The sequence below is a fragment of the Sporomusa sp. 246TCP1 genome, from assembly GCF_057319775.1.
In genome coordinates this window covers 4,579,544-4,603,803 of the sequence record NZ_CM170492.1, presented here as the reverse complement: position 1 = coordinate 4,603,803, position 24,260 = coordinate 4,579,544, and the positions used below count along the sequence as shown (strand labels likewise).

Sequence of the window (24,260 nt, the reverse complement as noted above, 5' to 3'; positions counted from 1 at the left end):
GCATTACTCGACTAGTGTTCCCCCTAGTGTCCCCCTATGACAGTTGTGTGTCGACAGTCCCGTCCGATTGGCAGAGCTAGTTTAAAGAAAAGTCGGTTCAGCCAACACCATTTTGCTGGTACCAGGTACCTTTGCCGCGTAATATATTGCCGCCCGTTCCAGGATCATCGCCCTCTTTAAGTACCCACAGATCCCAACGTTCTACGCTGTTTTGCGGGCCGTATTTTCCCTGCGGATAGCCGTTCGCTTCATAGCCTGGGTCGCAGCCATCCATATTGTCGGCAGCTTCAGCGTGGGTCATAAAGTGCTTGATATCAATGGGAATATTCAATGCATTGCTTAAAACAGCGGTAATTTGCGCCATGGCCTCAATTTGCAGTGTTGTTGGCGGCTCGGGGCCTAAGTCATTGGCTGATTTGGCGTCATAGGCGCAGGCGGCCGCGATACCGATTGCACCGCTGTTGCGAAAATAGGTATGACTTTTTTTTGTGCTTAAGTCGTTGGTACTTACAAAGACCGAACCGTCTTTGCCGATGTTCAAATGATAGTCATTAAAGTATTGGTTATAGTGGCCGGCGCTCCAATGGTAATACACCTTAATCGGCCAGTCATAGCACTGAGCGGCTTGGTGAAGAGCCGGTTTGGCCTGTACGGCGAGTGTTGTAATCTCTGCTAATGTAACTTGGCGCATAATACGGGCAGTCCGCTCATCTGATTCGGGGTCATCATGTAAATTGGGCGTATTAGTATTAGTCGCTTTCTGCATTTCTCGAATAGTCGCTACTTCAGAATCAATTATCCATCCAATTAATTCTTTGGGAACAATTACATTCCACCAGCCTAAGAGGGCGTTTATTTGTTGTATTGCAACGGCTCTTTTTTCCTCGTTCGCTAATTTATCGGCCAATTCATCCAGTCTGTAGATAATGTTGTGGATTATTCTCCGCAATTTACCGTTGGGCAATTTTGCATACAGCACAAATAACGATATAGCCGCAATATTGGCAGCAATCAACAATCCCGCCAGCCAGATAATAATCTGGACTTCATTTGTACTTAACATTAGCATTTCCTCCACATCTTTTAGTATTAATATATTTAGTGGAAGACCTTTTTGCCACAAGGGTGTTAGGAGGACAGGATTGTTGACACTATTAAGCAGCTTCTTTTTTTCAGCATAGATTTGCCGTATCTTTATTAGTTTTATTATTGGAAAACGGCATAACTGCCAAAATATTTAGCGTTTGCTTTGCACTTGCCGTAATAAACAGATTGGCCGGTTTAGTAAATATTTGATAATCCTCCCGATACTTTCACATAGCTGCAATTTTATTCATTGTGGTAAATATTGTTTTGCTCTATAATAACTATTGTACTACGTAGTGACAAATAATTCTTATACTAAAAGGAGAGACTATATATGTTTATTTTGATTTTGAAATATACGAGCAAGCTTAGCGAAATTGACAATGCCTTGCCCGACCATATAGAATATTTGAATAAATATTATGCCCTCGGCAAATTCATTTGCTCAGGCCCGCAAAATCCGCGCGTTGGCGGAGCTATTGTGTGCACAGCTAAAGACAGAGCGGAAGTTGCTAATATTATTGCCGAAGATCCATTTTACGCTAAGAAGCTGGCTGACTATGAAATTATTGAATTTTTACCGACAATGTATGCTGATGAATTAAAACCGCTGCTTGGGTAACTGGCAAAAGTTAAACCGAATCCTTTCGGGCGCACCAACGAAATACAAAAAAAAGCAAGGGCGTGTCGCTTTACGTTTTATAAAAAACGTAAAGCGACACGCCTGTTTTGCGGGGAAGGACATGGGGGGTTATTGTGTAATTTAATTGACACTATATATTTTGAATGTTATAGTAAGAACTATAGTAGTAACTAAGGTAAGAACTGTAGTTGCGACTAAAGAATAATACTTTAGTGTATTTACGGATGAGGAGATGGCTGAAGTGAAGTTTGTAAATTTCAGAAGAGAAAATCAAATTCATTTTGGAGTAAAAGTTGAGGCCGGAATTATTGATGTGACAGAAGAAGCTAAAAAATACTCTATGCAAATGCCTGCAAGTATCGAACAGTATATTAATTCCGGTGAGATAGGAAGTCTTGCACTTAATGAATTACTGGAAAGGGAAGTGCAAATTATTCCAGAGGGACAAGTGGTGTATGCCCCTTGTGTTATTAATCCAGAAAAAATAATTTGTGTAGGATTAAATTATGTTAGCCATCAAGATGAGTGTGATATAACGATTCCCAAAGAACCAATACTCTTTAGTAAATTTAACAACGCATTGGCTGCGCATAACGAGAAAATTGTCTTGCCTAAATCAGCAGTTAAGTTTGACTATGAGGCGGAGTTAGTTATTGTAATTGGCAAAAAGGCAATTAATGTTTCTGCAAATGATGCTATTAATTATGTATTTGGGTACACAGTTGGTAACGATTTTAGTGCAAGAGATCTTCAATTTAGAACAGGACAATGGCTATTAGGCAAGACTTGTGATAAGTTTGCTCCTATTGGTCCTTATTTAGTATCTGCTGATGAGATAAATCCCTGTAATTTGGAAATTAGCTGTACTGTGAATGGAGAAACTAGACAAAAAGCTAACACTGGGGATATGATTTTTGATTGTGCCACGATTATAAGCTATTTATCAAAATATATGACCTTACAGCCTGGCGACATTATATTTTCTGGCACGCCGGGTGGAGTAATTTTAGGCTATCCGGAAGAAAAACAGAAATGGCTTAGATCTGGGGACATAGTTACTGTTTCAATTGAAAAGATAGGTACTTTGGTCAACATTCTTAAATAGGGATATAGTATTTTAGGCGAAAGGAACGTAATAGATGGAAAATGAATTATTAGTTACGAATTTGCAAAACTTTGGTTTAAGTCAGTATGAGGCTAAAACTTATATTGCTTTATTACATATAGGAACTTCAAATGCTTATAGTATAAGTAAATCTTCCGAAATACCCCGTTCAAGAATTTATGATATTTTAAATAATCTAGCAGCACGCGGGATTGTTATGGTAGAAGAAACCCATGATGGCGTGAAGAACTACACTGCATTACCAGCAAATGTATTTTTAGAGGAAGCGTATGAAAAGTGGAGTAAAATTTATACGCATGTTAATCAAGAACTAAAAGCTATAGAAGCCAAAAATAAACAAGATATTTATGTTTCAACTGTAAAAGGGGAAACAAATATTTTAGCTTTTTGTCGCAAATTATTGCAGAAGGCAGAAAAAAAGGTGGTAATTTCTATTTGGAATCCGATGTATCTTGAACTGCTGGCTGATTTGCAAAATTGTATAGAACATGGATGCAGTGTTTCAGGTATAACTTTTGAAGTTGAATGTCCGCTTAGAACATTAGACAAACATCGGCTTAATAAAATAAATAATCTTCCGACCAAAAAGAAGTGGTTTATTTTATCTATCGATAGCAAAGAATTATTATATGGACATTCTGCAGAACATAATAACAATTCATTTTATACGACTGACCCTGTTCACATTTATCTTTTGGAAGATTATATATTTCATGATGTTTTAGTGAATCGCATTATAGAAAAAGAAAATAAAGAAGAAATGGCTATTAAAATGTTATCAGAGATATTGTCTGAAGTTAAATCCGAATTTTAAATTAGTAGAACAGAATCTTAGCTAGATAATAGCACTTTGATAATATAAACCAAGAAGGGTTTGCGTAATAATGAGAAGTGCGATTAAAGCTATATTAATCGGTGGAATTGGAGGTATCTGTGCTGGGATGATTGGAATTGGAGGAGGTATTATTATGATTCCAGGCATGGTACTTTTCTTAGGTTTAACACAGTATACTGCTCATGCAACTTCATTAGCGGCTATTGTTCCTATTGCTGTCATAAGCGCTATGGTTTATAGCACTTATGGGAATTTTAATATTACATTGGCTATATTGTTTGCACTAGGTGGTATGTTAGGTGCATATATTGGCTCTTCGCTGATGCCGTATGTTAATCCAAACATATTAAAACGCATACTCGCTGTAGCTTGTATATTAGCGGCTGTAAGAATGGGGGTGTGATTTTTGTTTACAATGTTATCCATTATAACGGGTATGATTACTGGTATATTAAGCGGTTTATTGGGAATAGGTGGTGGGGCTATTTTGGTTGCCATAGCAATATCTATTTTGAATGTTTCGCAGCACATTGCCCAAGGGGCGGCATTAGCAGCTATTGTTCCAACAGCTATTGTCGGAGTTATTAAACATCATCAAAATGGGTTAGTAAATTATAAAGTGGGTATTTATTTAATTATTGGAGGCTGTTTCGGAAGCTTTCTGGGGGCTTATGGGGCCAATATGCTTGATGAGGCTATGTTGCGCCAAGTTTTTAGTGTGTTTTTTGGAATTATAGGTATTCAATTACTAGTATCATCATTAAAGAACACGGAAAAGGCGACTTGTAAGAAATGGAACCACACTGCTAAAAATAATTAATATAGACAAGTTTATGCTGTTGTTATATAATAAAGTTAATAAATGCGAGGTTGCAGAAAATGCACCTCGCTAATTTTATTTTAGGTAGGTGTAATCATGAAAAGTGCTGATAAAATTGAATTTGATATGACTGAGAAAGAATTTCAGAAACTGCTTGATGAGCTGCCGAAGCTTTTGCAGGAACTTGAAAAAGAACGTGATATAGAAAATAGTGAGTCATTAGCCTCTTAATGATAATAAAGGCGTGTCGCTTTGCGTTTTGTAAAAAAAACGTTTTACGACACGCCAATATACAACTTTTTGATTATATTTGATCATTGCTTAATTTTTTTGTTATGGGTATTGGTGGGATGCCTGCGTGCGGTTAGAATCAGTTTTTCATACTCTATTAGAAAACATAGATTTTAATTCATCATAGGACGTAATAATAACCATATTCTTATTTAACTCCGGAAAGATATTAGATTCTAAACCTAATACAAAGTACAAAGAACTTGAGGTTGTTATTTTATATAGTTTCTCCAAATCAAAATATAAATTAGGTGTATCTATAACATAAACATCATATCCACCATATTCAATTTTAGAATAGATATCTTGTACCTTACTAAACTTATCAAAAATAGTAAAACCAACAGGAGGCTTTTGGTTATCTAGTCTAGATTTTAAATAGTGTGCAGCAGATGATTCTCCGTCAAAAAATAACACTCTTTTACCTGCTTCTGCTAATTTAAGGCCTACCTCAATTGCTTTTGCCGTTTTACCTGAGCCAGTATGACCAATAATTAGTTTCATTTTAAATTATTCCTCCCACAAATAAACTGTATGTATATAATTCCATCTTTTTAAATAGATTCCCTCCCAAACGGTTGAAAAAACTTTTGTTCGGGATTGGACATATAATACAATAATGAAAAGCAAGGCTTCAGGGATTCTGAGCCTTGCTTTTTTGTGCTCTTTTTTATGGTTTTGTATGCTATGACGTTACAGCGGGTAAAACTGAATATATAAAAAGTATAACCCATAGGAATAAAGGTAACACATGAATTGCATACTAGAGAAAAAAAGGAGTTGGTACTATGGATAAAATTGCATTAACTTTAGTTATTGTTGGTGCACTCAACTGGCTATTAGTTGGTTTATTTCAATTTGATTTGGTTGCCGCTATCTTCGGTGGGCAACAGTCATTGCTTAGTCGGACTGTATATTCATTAGTCGGAATAGCGGGTCTTTGGAGTATTAAAATGTTGTTTAGCAATCCGCTGTCAGTGTCACAACCTGCCATGAAGCATATGGAAAGTAACGAAGATGATAAGAAAGACCAATAGTATTTTAGGCTGGCGGTTGTCAGCCTATTTTTAGTATTTTGGCTGGCTGGTGCTGGCCTGTTTTTTATTATCTCAGTCTCATAAGGGGGCATTGAAAAGGCAACAATTATCCGAGGTATTTCGCAGCTTTTGGGTCATATATGAACGGGATGTGCTCGGCTTTTATAATCAGGCCGCAGTGGGAACATCGGCTAAAGTCTATGACTGGGACGTGCCAGCGCTTCAGCAACTCTTCTTCGGTGAGATAAGTGTAGTTTCCGAGAGTCCAGGGGTCCATAAAAAATATTCTATCCCCATCATATCCGCAAGCGATCACATAATGCGAGTCCTTCCAGTCCGAAGCGTAGTCGACACCGTTATCTCCCCATGCCTGGAGCTGAATCATAGGGGTTACCCCGTAGGCAATAAATGATTTGAGTTGATCAATACTCATATTCTTAATAAAAGAAGCTTGAAAACCAATCATTTCCATAAAAGAAATCATTTTCCCGGAGTCCGTCCCAAGTTTCGGCTTCGATTCCAGTATTAGAGCCAATTCGTCCTGACGGTAATCGAAGCCGTAGCATCCCAGTATCGACTGCAAGCATGCTACACCGCAGGTGTACTCGGTTTCCTGCCTACACAACGGCACGTCGATAAAGTGAGTGCAACCGCGGGTTCGATTTTCCGGAATAGTAATGTTCTCAGGTGTCGTTGTCATTGCTATTTATCAACCCTTTGCTTAAAGTTAGGGAATGTTCCCTACGGTAATATTATATGTTAACGACTGAAATATGGTGTTTTTCTAAATGGCCGCTACGCTTGTTGTTAAATATACCCAAAAAAATAAATTGTTTTTTTGTTCTGATTTATGATATAATTAAACTGTTGCAACGGAGTGGTGGGGGTCAATAAGGTTTGTGGAAGGCCTTATTGATTTGGAGGAGCTCCGTTGCTCGGAATGAATTTTGAGGTCCATTCTCAGCATGACGGTTGAGAGTGGAACTTTTTTATGTATAATCTCACTACATATAGTTTAAGCTATCTTAAAAGGAGTGGTTGGACTTGATGGGTTATGGTTATGGTGGTTTTTTCCCATTCGGGATGATATTCGTGATTATATACGGTGTTGTAGTTGTCTATGCATTGATGCAACTGACCGGTATAAATCGAGCGCTGCAACGGATTGCGAGCGCTTTGGAAAGAAAGCAGGAGTAATAGTCATTAGTTAGCCGTCTACCGGGTTCGTTCTGGTGGGCGGTTTTTTTATTCAGAAGAGTCTGTTTAAAAGGTACACATGCTATATAGTGCTTTTTGTTTAATTATAGTACCTAAGATAACATAAAACATCTTTTGCTTGAATGGAATTAAGCAGCTTATGAAAATGGTGGTGTAAAGGTGATGAAAAATGTTAAAATTTTTAGATTACTTATGCAGGACTTTGTATGTCTGATATCAAAATAATACTATTAAAATGAATAATATAAGCAAACCTTCTGAAAGGAAGGGACGCAAAGCCATGGGTCTAAAGAGGGTTAAATCTATGATTGCCAGGTTGCACTTAAAGTGTAATCTGGCAATTTTTATTTTATAATGACAAGTGGGGTGTTTGTATGGACCATGTATTTGTCAGCGAAAATAATGAATTAAGTAAAGAAGAATTAAAAGAAATAGAGGAACTGTTGGCTCAATTGCCCAATATTATCGAAGAATTAGAACGAGATGTGTCCAATGCAGAATTCGAAAGTGAACATACCATTCCAACAGGCGTTTTACCAAACCCATAAGCTAGTTGCGTTGTTTTATAGCAGCCGCATAGCAAAACCTCTTTTCTAAGAATCTGGATTATTTGATAGCATGGCGCATTAGGTAATTGTAGGATGCAATTTGCCAGCCGATTAAGCAAATAATTACTGTCGAACTTGAGATAGGCAGAGCATCGTAGGATAGCAGATTTTCTTTTTCTATATTTTCAGCTGTCTGAGGAATTTTTTTCGTCGTGAAATCAAACTGCAATCCCAGTGACAGCACTCTGCTTTTTCCATCCACAGCTTGCTCTGGCGGCACCTGGTATACAGAAATCTGAAAGCAAGAAAGACAAAATAAAAAGAGCAATATAGCAAGGGTAGTCAGCATGGTGTTTTTTGCCGCCTGTCCGGTCAAGAGCACTTCGCGTTCGTCACGCTCTTTGAGAAAAGTAAGTTTCGCCAATACTTTTTCTCTACATGAGGCTGACACCATGAGCCTAACACTTAGACAAAGAGAAACCGCCATCCATGATCCAAAGATAAAGCATCCACCAAAATCATACCAGACTTTGGCATAACTATTTTTCTGCGCAGCCGCTTCTAAGCCAAATATAGAAATTGAGATGAAATAAAGTAAAATTATAGGCAGCTCATACAAAAATATTTTTAAAATAACTCTGTCAAATCTCTTCATTCTGATTCCTCCTCAATCGAAAAAATAGCATTAATGTCTGTTTTAAAAAAACGGGCGATACGAAAAGCCAATTCTAAAGAAGGGTTATAACCTCCACCTTCAATCGCTACAATAGTCGCCCTTGTTACGCCAATCGCTTTTGCTAGCTGCTCCTGGGTCAGTCTGTGCTCTGCCCGATATACATGTAGGCGATTTATTATTTTTAGCTGTCCTGTTGATTTAGTCATATATTACCCCCTTTTATAACAAAAGTATATTATAAATGTACAACTGATTAGACTAAATGTCAAGTTTATTTTACATTAATGAGCAGAGCATGGCAAATGCAACCCATTATATAAAATGTTGTAGAATATATGAAAAATTAAAATAGTAAATTGGAATATGCATCTGTAGATGATTTCGTCTATGGATTTTTTGCATGTTAAAGAAGCTTAGTTTAAATAATGCTATATCGACGAGAAGGCTAAGCAGCAGGAAAAAGTATAGACTTGTCGAATGACGCCTATGGGGAGCATCCCTCAGTCATATGTATGGCGTAAGTGAAGGCAGTTTTCTTAATTGTCTCTAGCTCAGGCAAAAATGTAAATAGCAGGAAGGTGTTGCTTACAGGTGGGAGTTGAATGGCATAAGATGATCGGCGATGAAGCTCAATTCTCAATTGAGCATAGGTTGCTTAATATAGTACTAATTTTTGGCTTTATTATAGCCGTGTGGAGTGGTATCACTAATTATTTGCTTGACTTAGATTTCTTATTAGTGTTGACCTGCATAATTGGTGGTGTTATTATGGCAGGCCTTTACTATTTGTCTTTTGTGCGAAAAAAGTATGCAGTTCCTGTTTTTCTATTGATAAGCGCAGTCTTTATAATTACCCCGGTTTCATGGATTTTAAATGGGGGAGTTTCAGGGAGTATCTCATTCTACATAATATTGTTTTCCTCGGTGGCGGCGACTGTATTTTCCGGTTTTAAAAGAATTGTGGTAATCGCTTATTTTATAATCATATCGGGCGTGCTCCTGTTTTTCGAATATAAATATCCATTTATAATTGTCGGCTATTCCAGTAATGTCGAAAGATATATTGACATTTTTATTGGGTTAGCAACTATTTTAATTGCCAATAACGTAGTGTTTGTGATCATTCTCAAGCATTACAACAAAGAACATGAAAGAGCCAAAAAATATTTAGCTCAAAGCCAGGCGGCGCAGGAAAGCTTATTGTATTTTAGTTACCATGATGCCTTGACTGGGCTTTATAATCGGACGTATTTTGAAAAAGAAGTAACTGATTTTGGGCATCAGAGAGAAAGTGGCATTGGTGTATTTGCGGTAGATATAGACAGATTAAAGTTTATTAATGATACATTAGGCCATGAGCAAGGCGATGCAACACTGGTTCATGCGGCAAAAGTCCTTCAAGCGTCATTTGGTGAAAATAGTACTATTGCAAGAATTGGCGGTGACGAATTCGCTATTATAGTTCGAGGGGTCACTAGGAATGGTATGGAGGCTATGTATAAACGTATTCACGATAATATTCAGATTGAAAATAAAAAATCTGTTGAGATTGCTATTCCTTTAGAAATGTCGATTGGTTATGCATATTCTATGGGTATTGATAAGTCAAAACGCGATCTGTTACGTGAAGCCGATAATAAAATGTATCGGGAAAAACTTTACCGTAAGGCCGGCACGGAGGGTTCGATAATACAAACTGTTAAAAATATGTTAGCGGCGCGAGACTATGAAACAGGGGTTCATGGCGATAGATTGCAAAACTTAATAGCAAGTTTTGCAATCGCTGCAGGTATACCTGGGTCGGCGATTGCTGACATTCAGTTATTTGCTGAGTTTCATGACGTAGGGAAAATTGGTATTCCTGACCGCATTCTTCATAAGCCCGGACCGTTAGCCCAAGAAGAGAGGGAGCAGATTCAACGGCACTGCGAAATTGGTTATCGCATTGCTCAGGCATCTAGTGATCTCTTGCCGATTGCAGACTGGATATTAAAACATCACGAGTGGTGGAATGGTGAGGGCTATCCACTAGGGATCAAGGGTGAGACAATTCCTCTAGAATGCCGTATTGTGGCCATAGCCGATGCCTATGATGCGATGGTTAGTGACCGGCCTTATCGAAAAGGCATAAGCCATGAAGCTGCCAGTGAAGAATTGAAGCGGTGTGCTGGCACTCAATTTGATCCCGCATTAGTACGAATATTTACTATGATTAAAGGTTGTAATCTGAGTTAAACATTAGTAGTAATGGTTTCTTATGCCGAATATAAAACTTGGTTTGATATTCTAGAGTAAGTGTTGACAAGCCAGAATTTATAATCGAACTATTTTTACTGGATGATCCCGTTGTAATTGTTTACCCCTATCTGATAGTTCGACAATGTAGGCGGGACTAAAGTCAGGTTCATCATCGATGGTATCTTGAACGATATAATCTGATAATTCCCGCTTATTATTAACTTGATTAAGATGGGATAAGGCATTATTAGGAGCAATAATATCAATTGACATATGACTTTACCTCGTAGCTCATATTCTTTATTACTACTATGCTATTATTGGGAAGATGTGTCAATATAGAATTTTGCTGAGTTGATAAAATATAAGTTTAATTACTAAATTATTTGCGTTTATTGCAGCATGAAGAAAAAAAGAATAAACTAGAATAGAAAGCTAATTTATTATACAAGACTCTAAATTATTATTATCGGAGGCGACGGATATGTTCAAAAAAATTTTGGTTCCTATTGATGGTTCGAATAGAGCACTATTGGCTGCTAAATATGCGCGAATTTTAGCCGAAAAGTTTGACAGCTCGGTCACCTTGATACATATTATCCAAAACCCGGCCTACATCATGCCAGACACCATAATTCCTTCGTTGCTCTTAAAGGATTTAGAAGCAAGTGGCAAACGTATTTTGGATAAGGCGTTGGAAGTTTTTGATGATTTTGACGGTAGGGTTAATACGTTGGTGGAGTACGGACATCCTGGTATAAGAATTGTTGATGTCACAGAAGAAAGAGACTATTCCTTAATCGTCATGGGACGCAGGGGTTTAAGTGATGTCAAAGGGTTATTGCTTGGTAGTGTCAGTAATCATGTTCTTCATCACGCGTCTTGCCCAACCCTGATTATTAAAAGTAATGATGAAGGGTAAGATCAATTAAGAGCTAAAATTGGGAGTTGTTGAAAATATCCAATAAATTCTAAACAAATTCTAAAAATTGGCGATTATTATTAAAGTATGGATTTAGGATCAAAATAAAGGAAGTGTTCCTATGAAAATCGTATCCAAAAAAATAGTTATATACTCAATGCTTGGTATAATGCAAGTTGGCATGGTATCATCGGTAGCTGCTGCAGCACCAGGTCCCTTGCTTAATGGTGACTCGCAACAAATAGTGCAACTTGATCGTTTTGATCGTCATGATCGTCATTACAACCGGGACGATGCCCGGCGACGGCAGCATGACGAGCGGATGCGCCGAGAAAATGAGCGGCACGAAAGAGAAATGAGACGGCGCCATCACGAGAGCGAACGAGCATGGCGTGAGCGGCAAAGGCGTGAAGAGAGGCATCATGACCGTGAATTGCGCGATATTGCAGCCATTTTGATTGGGATTGCAATTGGCAGCGCATCAAATGATTAAAAACAACGTAGTCGTCTGCTGCCTTTGGATGGCAAATTTTCCCCTAGACATTCCAGTCGACTAAATGGTCTATTTCTTTTATAATAGTAATATTAATTATTACTGGAAAGGGAAAATGCCGTGAAATCCATACGATATGTGATAAATATTTTAGCATATCTTTGCCATATCTATAACATTGCCTGTAGAAATAAGGAGATTGAAGTTACAAGATACGAAGTGGCTCAAATTCAGCTTAGTAGATAATCCAAAGGAAAAGTCCGGCGGCTTCAGCTGTCGGACTTATATTTGTCGTATACTACTAATTGATAGAAAATTACAAAAAAGAGCTTATCCATAAATTATTATAGATTTAATAATTATTTGCGCAAATGTGTGTTACAATAATAGTGTATCAAGCAGTATCATAGGTGGATTACATATTGAGGTTGTTCGCCAGAAAAATAAACAGTGACGAGGAGTGTATATTATGTGTGATGAACTAGAGCCTGAAATGACTGATGAAATCCCGGTACTCTTTACCGATGATGTTGAACTCCTTGGAGACCGTTTGATGGACATTATAATTGCAATGGGCTTGCCGGAAGAGCAGACCAATGCGGCGCTAAGACTGATTAATGATGCAGTGGAAGAGCATCATGAAAACATTCTTGATACCTTTGAGGATACGATTGAGATTGTTGAGAATGAAGAAGAAGAAGAGAACGATTAGTTTTTTAAAAGCCGCGAATTTCGCGGCTTTTATTTTTTTCCCCTTGTGCGGGGTTGCGGTATGATGTTTGGGACAAGAAAAGCCGGCAAATAACTGGTAGTTTCCTATTGAATTTTGGAAACTAAAATACTATAATAGTTTTTGAGTGGGAATTAAACCACTCATTGATTTGCTTTATAGAAGAGGGAGATACAATGGATGATGTAAAAAGCCTTATCCTCGACAAAGCAACCGAACGAATGGACCGTTTTGGTTTTAAAAAGACAACGATGGATGAAATTAGTAAAGACTGCAGAATCTCCAAAAAGACAATCTATGAACATTTCATAGATAAAGATGACATGTTCAGATGTCTTCTCTTACGTGAATGTCATAAAACGATTGAGATACTATTTGCACAGATGGGTGAGGTATCTGATCCGCTTGAGAGACTGGTTCTTCTCATTAGGAAGTCAATCGCGTATTTTAACCAGGACCACTTTATTACAAGAATACTAAAAGACGATGATTTATTTGTGGCTTTGGCAACCAGAAAATATCTTGAAATTATTGATGAAGAGATTATCGCAATTATTGCCGGGATTATTCGCGAAGGTAAACAGCAGGGGAAGTTTCGGCAGGTTGATGAAAAAGTCGTAGCTTATGCTGGGTTTAAGTTATTCCAGGCCTTCAGCTATGCGCGTACAAGGCCGCTGCACAAAGAAGAAGATTATACAGAGGTGCTTGTTGATTTCATCGTTAATGCGCTTGTGAAGAAATGAATGCGAGGGAGGTCTTTCTTATGCAAAAGGCTATTGCTGGCAGCATTGCATTGACTATTATGATTCTATCTTTGAGTTTTGCCGGCTGTTCAAAGAGCGAAACAGTCCAGGAAGAAGTGCCGCTTGTTCGCTCTCAAACAATAAAAATGGATGCTATGGGGCAAACTGCAAGCTATTCCGGAGAAGTACGGGGGCGGTATGAGACTCAGCTGGCATTTCAGGTTAGCGGAAAAATTATCAGACGTAACATTGAGCTTGGCAGTGTAGTTAATTCCGGGGACGTCCTTATGGAAATCGATGCCAAGGATGTTCAGCAAACGGTAAACATTTCCTCAGCTCAGGTTGCTTCGGCTCAGTCACAATTGGGTTTAGCCCGGAGTAACCTGGAACGCTATCGTAAGTTGTATGAGCAAAATGCGATTAGCCGTGCCCAGCTAGATCAATATGAGAATACGTATGAAGTCGCGCTGGCTACCGTCAACCAGTCAACAGCCCAGTATGCGCAAGGTGCTAACCAGCTAGGCTATACCTCACTGGTGGCAGATAGTGATGGCGTCATTTCCAGCGTTAATGTCGAAGCCGGACAAGTAGTCAGTGCCGGCCAGTCGGTCGTGACCTTGGTAAAGGGTGGTGAACGGGAAATTGAAATCAATGTTCCGGAAAATCGTATTGACGAAATGCGTAATGCCCAGCAAGTGAATATTAGCTTTTGGGCTCTGCCTGATGTTACCACAGCGGGAAAAGTCCGGGAAATTTCCCCGGTGGCTGATAAAGTTGCCCGAACTTATAAAGTCAGAATTAGTTTAATCAACCCACCGGCAGCCGTAAACTTAGGCATGACTGCCAGTGTCGCTGTGGGGAGTTCTACTAGCCGGCAAACCTTATATATTCCGCTTGCAGCCATTTACCAGACTGGTGACACCCCGAATGTATGGGTTATTCAAGATGGCATAGTCAGTTTGCGTTCCATAAAAGTCGGGGCTTTCGGTGATGGCAAGGTACAGGTCCTGGAAGGACTTCAGGATGGTGAAGTCCTTGCTACCGGCGGAGTACAGAAATTGCGGGAAGGGCAAAAGGTACGGCTATGAGTAAACTTAATTTGACCGAATGGGCTCTCAACCATAAGCAACTTGTATATTTTTTTGTGTTTCTGACATTCCTGTCAGGAATATTGTCCTACCAGCAGTTAGGGAGAATGGAAGACCCCGATTTTGTAATCCGTCAGATGATCGTGTCTGTCTCCTGGCCGGGCGCAAGTGCCAGGCAGGTGGAAGAACAGGTAACAGACAAAATTGAAAAGAAGCTGCAGGATACACCGGGGCTGGATTATCTAAAAAGTTATTCACGGCCAGGTCAGGCTGTGATCTATGTGAATCTAAAAGATACGGTAAATGAAAAAGATGTCCGGCCTACTTGGGTAGAAGTGCGTAATATGGTCAATGATATCAAAAGCACCTTGCCCCAAGGGGTAGTTGGACCTGCGTTCAATGACCGGTTTGATGATGTTTTTGGCAATATTTATGCCCTCACAGCAGAGGGTTATAGTTATGAAGAGATGCGGGAAAAAGCCGAGAAAATCCGTAGAAGCTTACTTGGTGTAAGCAATGTGAGCAAGGTTGAGCTTATCGGTGTTCAACCAGAAAAAATTTATGTTGAAATGGAAAGCAGTAAACTAGCCAGTTTGGGAATCGATCCTGCTATTATTATCGCTGCCGTAAAAGCGCAAAGCGCGATGACTGCTTCAGGCATGGTTGAAACAGTTTCCGATAATGTATATTTGCGGGTGTCAGGGTTGTTTGAAAATGTTGAAGGCCTGCGCAATCTGCCTATTCGCGTCAATGAGCGCACCTTTCGTTTAGGTGATATTGCTAAGATAGAACGCAGTTATGTTGACCCCATGGAACCCAAAATGTATTTTAATGGGCTGCCGGCCATTGGCATGGCTCTTTCGATGGAAAAAGGGGGCAATATTCTTACCCTGGGAACCGATCTGGAGAAAACGATTTCCTCACTAAAAAAAGATTTGCCGTTAGGCATGGAAATTGGTCAAGTATCCAATCAGCCCAAAGTGGTTAAAGAATCTATTGCCGATTTTGTTAAATCACTGTGGGAAGCTATCCTTATCGTATTGGTAGTTAGTTTTCTCAGTCTTGGTTTTCGCTCCGGTATTGTTGTTGCTTTATGTATTCCCCTGGTTATTGCCGGTATCTTTGCCTGTATGAAGATGGGCAGCATAGATTTGCATAAGGTATCGTTGGGTGCGCTTATCATGGCGTTGGGCTTATTAGTTGATGATGCTATTATTTCTATTGAGATGATGACAGTAAAATTAGAGCAGGGCTGGGGGCGCTTTGAGGCCGCTTGCTATGCCTATAAGGCTACTGCCTTCCCCATGCTTACAGGCACACTGATTACTTGCGCCGGTTTTATACCCATCGGTTTCTCCAAAGGGTCGGCGGCAGAATTTACCAGTAGTTTGTTTCCTGTTATGACTATTGCGCTGTTGATTTCCTGGTTGGTATCGGTTATGGTAACCCCACTCTTAGGTTATAAATTAATCCAACCCAAACATACAATTACTGAAGGTCATGATCTATATGATACCAGATTTTACCGACTGTTTCGGCAGACACTCACTTGGTGTTTGTATAACAAGAAGCTAGTGCTGGGCATAACAATAGGGTGTTTTATCGGCTCGATATTTTTGTTAAAGTTTGTACAACAGGAGTTTTTTCCGCCCTCAGTTCGGCCTGAACTTATTGTTGAGCTGACGTTGCCGGAAGGGGCCGCCATAGCGGCCACTGAGCAAGAAGCACAAAAATTGGCGGCTAGTCTTACTGATGATCCGGATATTGAGGCATACAGCTATTATGTTGGCAAGGGATCACCACGCTTTATCCTTACGATCGAGCCCAAGCTACCGGCAAATAATTATGCGCAGTTTATCATTGTTGCTAAAGATCTGAAAGCCCGGGAAGCCTTGGAGAAAAAAGTCACGAAACTATTTGCCGACAACTTCGAGAATGTGCGGGGAAATGTTACTTTAATTCAGACCGGCCCGCCTTCGCCGTATCCTGTGATGCTGCGCGTTTCCGGCTATGACCAGGAGCAGGTACGTGCGCTTGCGAAACAGGTTAGCGATAGCATGGCGGGAAATCCGACTCTGAAAAATGTTAACTTTGACTGGAATGAAAAAAGCAAAGTCATGCATTTGGCAATTGACCAGGATAAGGCCAGAATGCTGGGAATCAGTAGCCAAGGCTTGGCTCAGGACTTACAGACCCAGCTATCGGGGGCATCTATCGCCGAATATTATGAACAAGACAAAACTGTGGGCATTGTATTTCGCATTGATGCTCAAAACCGGAACAATTTAGCTAGTATTAAAGATTTGCCAGTACATATTGGTAATGGCAAATTTGTACCTTTAGAACAAATTGCTAAAATAAGCTATGAAGCCGAGGATGGTTTAATCTGGCGGTATGACTTAAAGCCAACTATTACTGTACAAGCCGCGGTTGTTGCCGGGGTAACTGGTAATGATGCCACCAAGCAGGTTTATGAGAATCTAAAACCGTTGCGAGACAGCCTGCCGGCCGGTTATAGTATTGAGGTTGGCGGGGCGTCAGAAAAAGGTAATACTTCTATAGAATTTTTGCTTAAAACAGTGCCGATAATGATCCTGGTTATTATGATTCTGTTGATGTTGCAGTTGCAAAAGGTATCCTTAATGATTCTGACCATTCTTACGGCACCACTCGGAATTATTGGAGTTAGTCTCGCCATGTTATTAACCCTGCGGCCGCTGGGATTTGTCGCCGAACTTGGTATCTTAGCCCTTAGCGGCATGATTATCCGTAACTCGGTTATTCTTATTGACCAAATTGAACAACATATTAAAGCCGGCGAGACGCCGTGGGACGCTATCATCAATTCTGCTGTGCTGCGGTTTCGTCCCATTATGCTAACGGCAGCGGCGGCCATACTTGGCATGTTGCCGTTGGTCCCCAGCACTTTTTGGGGACCGATGGCAGTGGCTATCAGTGGCGGCTTGCTAGGCGCAACGGTGCTGACACTACTGGCGTTACCGACAATGTATGCGGTATGGTTTAAAGTACAACCGGCAGACAAAGCAGAGGGAGACAGGTAAGTAAAAAAGGGGGAGCAACTTGAAAACGAGCAATACGGAGCAACACATCCGACGTGGCCTCGAGAATCGCCATATCCAGATGATTGCACTAGGGGGAGCTATTGGTACCGGGTTGTTTTATGGCTCGGCTACTGTGGTAAAAATGGCCGGGCCAGCCATTACGTTATCGTATTTGATTGGCGGTATTGTTATCTTTTTTATTATGCGGGCGCTAGGTGAAATGGCCGTAGCCCATCCGGTATCTGGTTCGTTTAGCCAGTATGCCTATCAATACTGGGGAGAACTGCCGGGTTTTGTTGCCGGCTGGAACTATTGGTTCAATTATGTTGTTGTTGGGATGGCCGAATTATCGGTTATCGGCACTTATATCAATTATTGGCTGCCTGATATCCCCACCTGGGTTTCGGCGCTGGTGTGTCTGGTGCTTGTTACTTTGATTAATGTGATTAATGTAAAAGCCTATGGCGAGTTTGAATTTTGGTTTGCTATTATCAAGGTATTGGCAATTATCGGGATGATTGTTTTTGGTATTGCCATGATTGTTTTCGGTGTTGGTAATGGCGGCCAGCCTGTCGGCATTAGTAATTTGTGGAGCCATGGCGGCTTTTTTCCTATGGGGCTATATGGAGTTGTTATGTCATTGGTTTTAGTTATGTTTTCCTTTGGCGGTGTTGAGCTTGTGGGTATTACTGCCGGTGAGGCGGAAAATCCTAAGAAAACCATTCCACAAGCCATTAATCAGGTGGTTTGGAGAATATTGCTGTTTTATGTAGGCGCAATGACGGTAATTTTGGCAATATTTCCCTGGAATGAAATGGAGACAACAGGCAGTCCGTTTGTCCAGATATTTTCTCATGTAGGTATCTCCGCTGCGGCTAATCTGTTGAATTTTGTAGTTCTTACGGCCGCCTTATCGGCGTATAATAGTGCTTTATATAGTAATGGCAGAATGTTGTATGGTCTGGCTCAGCAAAAAAATGCCCCGAAGTTTTTTGGTAAGCTCAATTCAGCTGGCGCGCCGGTAAATGCAGTATTGGTTTCAACGGCATTTACCTTAATCACTGTGTTGGTAAGCTATTTAGACCCGGAAAAGGTTTTCTTATATTTTATGGCGCTGGCAACCATATCTATTATCATCAATTGGGCGATCATTTTAATTGTCCAGTTGAAGTTTCGCAACCACCGGGTGCAGGCTAAGGAACCGCTCGTGTTTAAAATGCCATTTTATCCACTGGGATCTTATTTTTGCTTGGCTTTTTTAGTGGTGGTTGTCGTTATTATGGCATTTTTGCCAGACATGCGTTACTCGCTGTATATTGCACCGGTTTGGCTGCTGTGTTTGTATATTGCCTACAAATTGAAACCAAAAGCGTAGGGTGTGAGTAAAAGGCTCCGTAGACAGTTGGTCTATGGGGCCTTTATTTTGAATTAACTGGAATTGCACAATGGTATTCTATAGGGTAAAATGTAAAATAAGAAGTTGCTAAGCAGCTAAGATCCCCAATAATAATTTGTATAGGTATTAAAAATGAATGCTAAACCAAGATGTATAAAATGCCAATATTATTATATTACCTGGGAAAAAGTTTTCCCTTATGGCTGCAGGGCGATGGGGTTTAAGAGTCATCGAATGCCGTCGACTGTTGTCAGGGAATCATCCGGACAGGAGTGCTTTGCCTTTGTAGAAAAGCAACCGAAGAAGGAGTAAGTAGTAGTGCTTTTTTACAATAACTTGAAAAGGCTGCTTTGATTAGGTATAATATAAAATAATAGGGCATATTTAAGTCTGAAAGGGAAAAAGGTACAACTGAAATGCGCTAATCATCTTTTAGTAACCCCAAAAGAGCGTGGAGAAAACATAGCCTGGCGTGAGACAGGTTTGTTTTGGTGCTCTTTTGTGTTTCTAAAGGGGATTGGGTATAGACGTATGTTTCTTTGTGTCCTTTTGTCTGTACATCATCCCCTCTTTATCAAAAGGAGGGGTTTTTCTGTTATTAAAATTAGAAAAAATCGGTAAGTATGTGGGAGAACGCTGCTTGTTCAGGATTGATCGGCTTACACTGGCTGAAGGTGAAAAAATTGGTGTGATAGGCCAAAATGGTGCAGGAAAGTCCACCCTGCTAGGAATTATGGCAGGTAAAGTGCAACCAGAAGAAGGGTATGTCAGCAGATATTGCAAATTTTCCAGCATTACACAACTCGATTCCCTTGAGGACATCAGGCAGATGGTCAATCCGGTTGTTGGCCGGCAATTTGCGACCAGACGAAATTATACGGATTTTATGAGCGGCGGGGAAAGAACTCGCTATAAAATCGCGGCAGCTCTTAGCGAAGAAAGTTCCTTATTGTTGGCTGATGAGCCATCAGCCAATTTAGACATTAAAGGCACAGCTCTTTTACAGTCTAAGCTCCAGCAATTTGCAGGAGGGTTGGTGGTGGTGTCCCATGACCGTGAGCTGCTTGATGCCGTATGCACGGGTATTTGGGTACTTGAGGACGGCGAGGTAAAGGTTTACCGGGGCAATTATACCAGTTATTGTAGGCAAAAGGAAACGGAACAAAACCGACGAGAACGCGAGTATGAGAGTTATATTCAGGAGAAAAAACAACTGGAAGGTGCTATTGTTGACCGCAAGAGCCGTTCTGCATCAACGCGAAAAACGCCCAAACGGATGGGGAATTCCGAAGCCAGGCTTCATAAGATGGGAGATCAAAAGGCAAAGGCCAATCTCAATAAGGCTGTCAAATCCCTGGAGTCCAGACTGGATAAGCTGGAGATCAAGGAAAAGCCAAAAGAAAGTCTAGCTGTGGTGTTTGATTTTGCCAATACCGGCGGCTTATACAGTAAGGTAGTTGTCAGGGGAGAGGCAATTAGTAAAAAAATTGGTAATCGCGTTATATTTGAAGCTGCCGAATTCAGCCTGTTGAATGGTCAGAAGGTGGCGCTGACTGGTGATAATGGCTGTGGCAAGACTACACTATTAAACATGATTGACAAACGTGAAGCGTCGATTTATGTGTCAACCAAAGCGCGCATCGGTTATTTTAGACAAGGCATGGATGACTTGGAACTGAATAAATCAGTTCTTGCTAACATTATGGCAACAAGCATTTATGAGGAGGGTATTATTCGGAATCTGTTAGCGCAATTGTTGTTTCGCCGTGAAAATGTATTTAAACAGGCGTGTATGTTAAGTGGCGGTGAGCGGACGAGAGTGGGTTTGGCGAAAATTATTGCCAGTGAAGCCAATGTTTTGTTTTTGGATGAACCGACGAATTACCTTGATTTATCTTCTGTCGAGGCGTTGGAGAAGGTTTTGAGCGCCTATCAGGGAACCATGTTGTTTGTATCGCATGACCGGCAGTTTATTGATAAAGTCGCAACTCACCTTATGGTTTTCGAATCCGGTAAGCTCCGTCTGTTTCAGGGGAATTACAGTCAATATATCAATCATCAAAATGACTCCAAAGACAACAAGACGCAGGAAGACCAAATCATTCTGGACTACCGACTGTCAGAGGTTCTTAGCAGGTTATCTATAGCGAAAGAAAAAGGGCAGGTAGCACAGCTAGAGCGGGAATACCGTGAATTATTGGCAGAACAAGAAAATAGACGGTACTACGATAAATAACTAGGAGGTAATTTGATGACAAATTGCAATTGTGCCAAAGTCCTGTTGGATAATCTGTCACGGTTCACCAGCAGGCCAGCGTTATTTGAATTAGGGGAAGCCTTGTTTTGGGATGATCCGCACATATCCAAGAGTATGCTTGCAGCTCACTTAGCTGCTGATTCTGATGGGGCGAGCAGAAGTCGGAAAACCATTGAAAAAACGGTAAATCATCTTATAAGTACTGCAACTTTGCAACAGGATGATACAGTACTTGACTTAGGCTGTGGCCCTGGTTTATACAGTAACAGATTGTGCAGGTATGGTGTGGCTATTACTGGTATTGACATATCCGAAAGGTCAATTGAATACGCACGGAAAGTAGCTAGGGAACAAGGTTTGAATAGTACCTATCTTTGTGGTAACTTCTTTGATCTGGATTATGACCGCCAGTTTGATCGTGTGTTGCAGATATATGGGGAATTGAGCACTTTTTCTGATCAAGCCCGTAACAGGCTGCTTCAAATTATTCACAAAGCATTGAAGGATGACGGGTTATTTATTTTTGATGTTTCTACTCGTAACGTAAGGATGCGGGAAGGGCTAAAAAACAGGTGGTATTTCGCTGAGAAAGGTTTTTGGCGGCCTCATAGACATGCTGTGCTGGAGCTGGGGTTTGATTATCCCGAAGCCGATACATGGTTAGATCAGTATATCGTTATTGATGAAACAGGCAATAGTAAAACTTACCGACTTTGGTTTCATGATTATTCACTAGTAACAATTACTGAGGCATTAAATGAGAATGGTTTTGCCATTGAACAGGTGTGGGGCGATTTGACAGGGGCAACCTATGAAAGCGGAAATGACTGGATCGCTATAGTAGCGAGAAAGGTATAAGGAAGGATAGCGACATTTCCAAACGCAATTTAATCGGGACGAGGGGTCAGGAACCTCGTCCCATTAAATTTTGGACTTTCAAGGAGCGGGGATTATTGGTACAATTACAAGCAGACATAAAAAGAAGAGGACGATGCTAATGTTGATCAATATAAACAGAGCAATTCTACATATACTGGATTTTAAATCAGGGGTAACTGTCTTTTCGCAGCAGGAATTAGATCGGGAAAGTAATAGTGTTATAAGCTTTTTAACCAAGCATATTGAGAAATCGTATACTGGGCAAAATGCGAAATCAGGTACTTTTTATCCAAATAGCAAGTTTAAAAGCCAAATGTCAGAGTATATTGCCGGTACGTTAGACTTTATCAGTTTCTCGGGTTATGTAGCAGAATTAATGTATACAGCAATCGCTCAGTCTGATACGCTAGACTCTACCGATGTGCTGCTCTGCGATTTTACTATTGATGATAACCGGGTAATTGGTCTCCTAAAATGCACGAATCGGGTGGGCTTTATTCATCAAGTAGTACAGGAGAATGACCAGCTAAAAAATGATATTATCAACCACTACGCTATTTTACCCAGCCTTTCGCAAAAAATTGAGGAATATGCGTTTATCGACGTGGCTTCGCTGGACATTAAGTTTATTGATAAAAAACGTTCGGTTAATGGTATTGAGACATATATAATTGCCGACCACATACTAGAAAGTAGTTCGCTCATTTCGCCCAAAGGTACGCTCGAACTGGTGAATACTATTGCACGCGCAGTAGCCGAAAACCATGGAGAAAGTACGGTTGAAGCTGCCCTGAAAAGCAAGAGCTACATCGTTGAAAATACAGAGGTCTCTGAATACCTGAATCCGGTGGAGTTGAGTAAGGCTGTATTTCCTTCCTCGCCGCTTATGCAGCAAGAGTACATGGAGGAAGTGGAAAAGGCCGGTATTCCTGAAACAGTGAAAATTGATAAGGATTTGGCCATCAAAGCAGGGAAAAGCCATAAGATTAAAACCGATACAGGCATTGAAATTACTTTTCCTGTAGACTATTTTCAAAACAATGAATATATCGAGTTTATTAATAATCCGGATGGTACTTTGTCGATAGCATTGAAGAAAATTGGGAGCATCGTCAATAAGTAAGTCTGGATATTACTTTAATGTAATGTTTTGCAGGCGGGCGGTGTACTGGCAATACACCATCCGCCTGTGTTTGTAAAAATCTTTATTGTGAGTATAGTTCCACCTAAAAGCTTTACCGCGTTAAAACAATAATACGGAAATAGTGGAATGGATTAGAGGAGTTCCGCGAACTTTGCAGAACATAAAATTATCTATATACGTTTGTTTTCTTAATGCAAGTAATTATGAGGTGATTTTTAAAATGGATTATCGACAGCTTTTTAGCCTGTCAGGCAAAGTTGCAGTGGTTACAGGTGCTGGGCATGGTCTTGGCAAGGGGTATGCACTTGCTTTGGCCGGGGCCGGAGCAGCGGTTGCCTGTGTGGGCCGAAGTTTAGACAAGCTTCATGAGACAGTTGAGCAGATAAAAACATTTGGCGGTAATGCAATAGCATTAACCGCTGATATAACGAAGCTTGCTGATATTCAGTCAACAATGCAAGTGGTTGTTGATGAATTTGGCCATTTGGACATACTTGTCAACAATGCCGGGACAGAAATCCCCAAGGGGATTATGGAGGTAACACCTGAAGATTATGACACCATCATGGCGGTTAATCTCAAGGGCTTATACTTTGCCTCGCAAGAGGCTGTAAAATATATGATTCCTGCAAGACAAGGCAAAATTATCAATGCCGGTTCCCTGGCCAGTCAGATTGGATTGGCTGAGGCCACTGTATATAGTGCTTCGAAGGGCGGCGTACTGCAGTTTACCAGAGCCCTGGCGGTAGAGATGGCAGCACATAATATTCAAGTAAATGCCATTGGACCAGGCTATTTCCGCACCCAGATGACAGAACCTTTTTTTCAGGATGAAGAACATAACAAATGGATTGAGGATAGGATACCTGCGGGGCGGATTGGTACCACTGACGATCTTGCCGGGGCGGTCATATTTTTAGCAAGTCCAGCTTCTGATTATATTACAGGCCAGATTATTTATGTCGATGGTGGTTGGTTGGCAAGCTAGTGAAAAAATATCATAATAAATGATTAAGCAAAGGATGGTT

At 40.4% G+C, this 24,260-nt stretch carries 27 protein-coding genes and 1 riboswitch; of the genes, 21 read left to right on the top strand and 6 right to left on the bottom strand.

Annotation, left to right across the window (positions count from 1 at the left end; translation table 11 throughout):
• Nucleotides 1–97: 97 nt before the first annotated feature.
• Nucleotides 98–1,063, bottom strand: a complete 966-nt coding sequence (locus AC1ECB_RS21800) for an N-acetylmuramoyl-L-alanine amidase (RefSeq protein ID WP_485665746.1) — start codon at nt 1,061–1,063, stop codon at nt 98–100.
• A 357-nt stretch (nt 1,064–1,420) separates the two neighbouring features.
• Here AC1ECB_RS21800 and AC1ECB_RS21795 point away from each other — a divergent pair, with 357 nt between their 5' ends.
• The 6 genes from AC1ECB_RS21795 to AC1ECB_RS21770 all read left to right on the top strand — a co-directional run bounded on the left by AC1ECB_RS21795 (nt 1,421) and on the right by AC1ECB_RS21770 (nt 4,741).
• Nucleotides 1,421–1,708, top strand: coding sequence for a YciI family protein (locus AC1ECB_RS21795; protein ID WP_485665745.1), 288 nt, complete (start codon nt 1,421–1,423; stop codon nt 1,706–1,708).
• 253 nt (nt 1,709–1,961) lie between these two features.
• On the top strand, nt 1,962–2,834 hold the full coding sequence (locus AC1ECB_RS21790) for a fumarylacetoacetate hydrolase family protein (protein ID WP_485665744.1): 873 nt from the start codon (nt 1,962–1,964) through the stop codon (nt 2,832–2,834).
• A gap of 34 nt (nt 2,835–2,868) precedes the next feature.
• Nucleotides 2,869–3,669 carry a TrmB family transcriptional regulator gene (locus AC1ECB_RS21785; RefSeq protein ID WP_485665743.1) on the top strand — a complete coding sequence of 267 codons (801 nt, stop codon included), beginning with the start codon at nt 2,869–2,871 and terminating at the stop codon, nt 3,667–3,669.
• A 70-nt stretch (nt 3,670–3,739) separates the two neighbouring features.
• Entirely contained in the window at nt 3,740–4,093 is a 354-nt protein-coding gene (locus AC1ECB_RS21780; RefSeq protein WP_485665742.1) for a TSUP family transporter, read from the top strand.
• A 12-nt stretch (nt 4,094–4,105) separates the two neighbouring features.
• Nucleotides 4,106–4,510: a sulfite exporter TauE/SafE family protein gene (locus tag AC1ECB_RS21775; protein ID WP_485669385.1), complete on the top strand. Its 405-nt coding sequence runs from the start codon at nt 4,106–4,108 to the stop codon at nt 4,508–4,510.
• Between the two features lie 96 nt (nt 4,511–4,606).
• Nucleotides 4,607–4,741 carry a hypothetical protein gene (locus AC1ECB_RS21770; protein WP_021167947.1) on the top strand — a complete coding sequence of 45 codons (135 nt, stop codon included), beginning with the start codon at nt 4,607–4,609 and terminating at the stop codon, nt 4,739–4,741.
• Between the two features lie 147 nt (nt 4,742–4,888).
• Here AC1ECB_RS21770 and AC1ECB_RS21765 read toward each other — a convergent pair whose 3' ends face one another.
• On the bottom strand, nt 4,889–5,305 hold the full coding sequence (locus AC1ECB_RS21765) for an ATP-binding protein (protein WP_485665741.1): 417 nt from the start codon (nt 5,303–5,305) through the stop codon (nt 4,889–4,891).
• 284 nt (nt 5,306–5,589) lie between these two features.
• Here AC1ECB_RS21765 and AC1ECB_RS21760 point away from each other — a divergent pair, with 284 nt between their 5' ends.
• Nucleotides 5,590–5,838, top strand: coding sequence for a DUF378 domain-containing protein (locus AC1ECB_RS21760; RefSeq protein WP_485665740.1), 249 nt, complete (start codon nt 5,590–5,592; stop codon nt 5,836–5,838).
• 106 nt (nt 5,839–5,944) lie between these two features.
• On the opposite strand, the gene AC1ECB_RS21755 is transcribed toward AC1ECB_RS21760, so the two are convergent.
• Nucleotides 5,945–6,538, bottom strand: coding sequence for a cysteine peptidase family C39 domain-containing protein (locus tag AC1ECB_RS21755; RefSeq protein WP_485665739.1), 594 nt, complete (start codon nt 6,536–6,538; stop codon nt 5,945–5,947).
• Nucleotides 6,539–6,882: 344 nt separating this feature from the next.
• On the opposite strand from AC1ECB_RS21755, the gene AC1ECB_RS21750 reads away from it, so the two are divergent.
• Together AC1ECB_RS21750 and AC1ECB_RS21745 are read left to right on the top strand one after the other, a co-directional pair.
• On the top strand, nt 6,883–7,035 hold the full coding sequence (locus AC1ECB_RS21750) for a hypothetical protein (protein ID WP_485665738.1): 153 nt from the start codon (nt 6,883–6,885) through the stop codon (nt 7,033–7,035).
• Nucleotides 7,036–7,293: 258 nt separating this feature from the next.
• A riboswitch (cyclic di-GMP riboswitch) is annotated at nt 7,294–7,380 on the top strand.
• Nucleotides 7,381–7,430: 50 nt separating this feature from the next.
• A complete protein-coding gene (locus tag AC1ECB_RS21745) occupies nt 7,431–7,604 on the top strand; it encodes a hypothetical protein (RefSeq protein ID WP_485665737.1) in 174 nt (57 codons plus the stop codon).
• A 58-nt stretch (nt 7,605–7,662) separates the two neighbouring features.
• Here AC1ECB_RS21745 and AC1ECB_RS21740 read toward each other — a convergent pair whose 3' ends face one another.
• Together AC1ECB_RS21740 and AC1ECB_RS21735 are read right to left on the bottom strand one after the other, a co-directional pair.
• Nucleotides 7,663–8,259 carry a hypothetical protein gene (locus tag AC1ECB_RS21740; protein ID WP_485665736.1) on the bottom strand — a complete coding sequence of 199 codons (597 nt, stop codon included), beginning with the start codon at nt 8,257–8,259 and terminating at the stop codon, nt 7,663–7,665.
• The gene (locus AC1ECB_RS21735; RefSeq protein ID WP_485665735.1) at nt 8,256–8,486 is read right to left on the bottom strand and encodes a helix-turn-helix transcriptional regulator; all 231 of its coding nucleotides are present in this window, start codon (nt 8,484–8,486) and stop codon (nt 8,256–8,258) included. Before AC1ECB_RS21735 ends, AC1ECB_RS21740 begins: the two co-directional genes overlap by 4 nt.
• Nucleotides 8,487–8,871: 385 nt before the next feature.
• Between AC1ECB_RS21735 and AC1ECB_RS21730 the strand changes: the two genes are divergently transcribed.
• Nucleotides 8,872–10,515: a bifunctional diguanylate cyclase/phosphohydrolase gene (locus AC1ECB_RS21730; protein WP_485665734.1), complete on the top strand. Its 1,644-nt coding sequence runs from the start codon at nt 8,872–8,874 to the stop codon at nt 10,513–10,515.
• A 78-nt stretch (nt 10,516–10,593) separates the two neighbouring features.
• On the opposite strand, the gene AC1ECB_RS21725 is transcribed toward AC1ECB_RS21730, so the two are convergent.
• Nucleotides 10,594–10,791 carry a hypothetical protein gene (locus AC1ECB_RS21725; RefSeq protein WP_485665733.1) on the bottom strand — a complete coding sequence of 66 codons (198 nt, stop codon included), beginning with the start codon at nt 10,789–10,791 and terminating at the stop codon, nt 10,594–10,596.
• Between the two features lie 211 nt (nt 10,792–11,002).
• Here AC1ECB_RS21725 and AC1ECB_RS21720 point away from each other — a divergent pair, with 211 nt between their 5' ends.
• The 11 genes from AC1ECB_RS21720 to AC1ECB_RS21670 all read left to right on the top strand — a co-directional run bounded on the left by AC1ECB_RS21720 (nt 11,003) and on the right by AC1ECB_RS21670 (nt 24,220).
• Nucleotides 11,003–11,440, top strand: a complete 438-nt coding sequence (locus AC1ECB_RS21720) for a universal stress protein (RefSeq protein ID WP_145093429.1) — start codon at nt 11,003–11,005, stop codon at nt 11,438–11,440.
• Nucleotides 11,441–11,561: 121 nt separating this feature from the next.
• Nucleotides 11,562–11,933 carry a hypothetical protein gene (locus AC1ECB_RS21715; protein ID WP_485665732.1) on the top strand — a complete coding sequence of 124 codons (372 nt, stop codon included), beginning with the start codon at nt 11,562–11,564 and terminating at the stop codon, nt 11,931–11,933.
• Nucleotides 11,934–12,402: 469 nt separating this feature from the next.
• The gene (locus tag AC1ECB_RS21710) at nt 12,403–12,645 is read left to right on the top strand and encodes a hypothetical protein (protein WP_094603589.1); all 243 of its coding nucleotides are present in this window, start codon (nt 12,403–12,405) and stop codon (nt 12,643–12,645) included.
• A 194-nt stretch (nt 12,646–12,839) separates the two neighbouring features.
• Entirely contained in the window at nt 12,840–13,406 is a 567-nt protein-coding gene (locus AC1ECB_RS21705; RefSeq protein WP_485665731.1) for a TetR/AcrR family transcriptional regulator, read from the top strand.
• Between the two features lie 20 nt (nt 13,407–13,426).
• Complete coding sequence (locus AC1ECB_RS21700) at nt 13,427–14,494, top strand: efflux RND transporter periplasmic adaptor subunit (RefSeq protein WP_485665730.1); 1,068 nt, start codon at nt 13,427–13,429, stop codon at nt 14,492–14,494.
• Nucleotides 14,491–17,556, top strand: a complete 3,066-nt coding sequence (locus AC1ECB_RS21695; RefSeq protein WP_485665729.1) for an efflux RND transporter permease subunit — start codon at nt 14,491–14,493, stop codon at nt 17,554–17,556. Before AC1ECB_RS21700 ends, AC1ECB_RS21695 begins: the two co-directional genes overlap by 4 nt.
• Before the next feature lie 79 nt (nt 17,557–17,635).
• Nucleotides 17,636–18,931, top strand: coding sequence for an amino acid permease (locus AC1ECB_RS21690; RefSeq protein WP_485669384.1), 1,296 nt, complete (start codon nt 17,636–17,638; stop codon nt 18,929–18,931).
• Between the two features lie 562 nt (nt 18,932–19,493).
• On the top strand, nt 19,494–21,188 hold the full coding sequence (gene abc-f, locus AC1ECB_RS21685; protein ID WP_485669383.1) for a ribosomal protection-like ABC-F family protein: 1,695 nt from the start codon (nt 19,494–19,496) through the stop codon (nt 21,186–21,188).
• Nucleotides 21,189–21,203: 15 nt separating this feature from the next.
• Nucleotides 21,204–22,067, top strand: a complete 864-nt coding sequence (locus tag AC1ECB_RS21680) for a class I SAM-dependent methyltransferase (protein ID WP_485665728.1) — start codon at nt 21,204–21,206, stop codon at nt 22,065–22,067.
• A 139-nt stretch (nt 22,068–22,206) separates the two neighbouring features.
• Nucleotides 22,207–23,211 (top strand): nucleoid-associated protein, encoded by a 1,005-nt coding sequence (locus AC1ECB_RS21675; protein ID WP_485665727.1) that lies wholly within the window; start codon nt 22,207–22,209, stop codon nt 23,209–23,211.
• Between the two features lie 241 nt (nt 23,212–23,452).
• Complete coding sequence (locus tag AC1ECB_RS21670; RefSeq protein ID WP_485665726.1) at nt 23,453–24,220, top strand: SDR family NAD(P)-dependent oxidoreductase; 768 nt, start codon at nt 23,453–23,455, stop codon at nt 24,218–24,220.
• The last annotated feature ends 40 nt before the right edge of the window (nt 24,221–24,260 follow it).